This window comes from Kribbella sindirgiensis (genome assembly GCF_004331435.1).
Taxonomy (GTDB): Bacteria; Actinomycetota; Actinomycetes; order Propionibacteriales; family Kribbellaceae; genus Kribbella; species Kribbella sindirgiensis.
Window position 1 is genome coordinate 1 of record NZ_SJKA01000045.1, and the last position, 773, is coordinate 773.

Here is a 773-nt window from a genome sequence, read left to right on the forward strand (position 1 = left end):
GTGGACGGGCTGGAGTGGGAGTTGTGGGCCGGGGCCGAACAGGACGAGGCCGAACGCGAGATGCTGCGGCTGAAGGCGCCGGCGTGGGCGTTCCTTCCGCCCGGCGCCGCACTGGCCGCCGCGCTGGAATCGGTGCGCCCGCAGTGCGAGTCGCCCGTCGCGTTGATCGAGCTGATGAAAGCCGCAAGCCGGCTGGTGTCTTGGGGCGAGTCGATCAAAACCGACGCGATCGCCTCGTTCGTCCGCCAGCGCAAAGCCCAGGCAACCGAGATCCCCCGCCCAACCCAGCTCGACACCGCCGGCCGCCCCATCGACCCCGAACGCTCCTGGGCCGCCGAAATCGGCGCCGCCCTGCACCTGTCCACCAACACCGCAGCCCGCCACATCGACACCGCACTCCACCTGACCGGCACCCTGACCGCCACCCACACCGCACTACGCTGCGGCGCCCTCAGTTGGTCGAAAGCCGTCGCGATCTCCGAGGCGACCCTCCCCCTCTCCGAGGCCGCCGCCCAAGCCGTCGAGGCCCACGTCCTGCGCCGCGCCCCAGGCCAGACCCATACCAACCTGAACGCGTCCCTGCGCCGCCAGGTCGCCAAACACACCACCCGCGACGACACCGACCGGCACCGTAACGCCGTCACCGAACGCACCTGCAAAATCGTCCCCCTGCCCGACGGCATGGCCGGACTCTGGGTCGTCCACACCGCCGACAAAATCCAGCAAATGTGGATCGTCATCCAAGCCATGGCCGACCTCGCCAAACGCCCCAC

At 69.9% G+C, this 773-nt stretch carries 1 protein-coding gene; it reads left to right on the top strand.

What is annotated here, in order from left to right; translation table 11 throughout:
- On the top strand, positions 1-773 hold a 773-nt coding region (locus E0H50_RS42670; protein WP_131297158.1), incomplete at both ends, for a DUF222 domain-containing protein.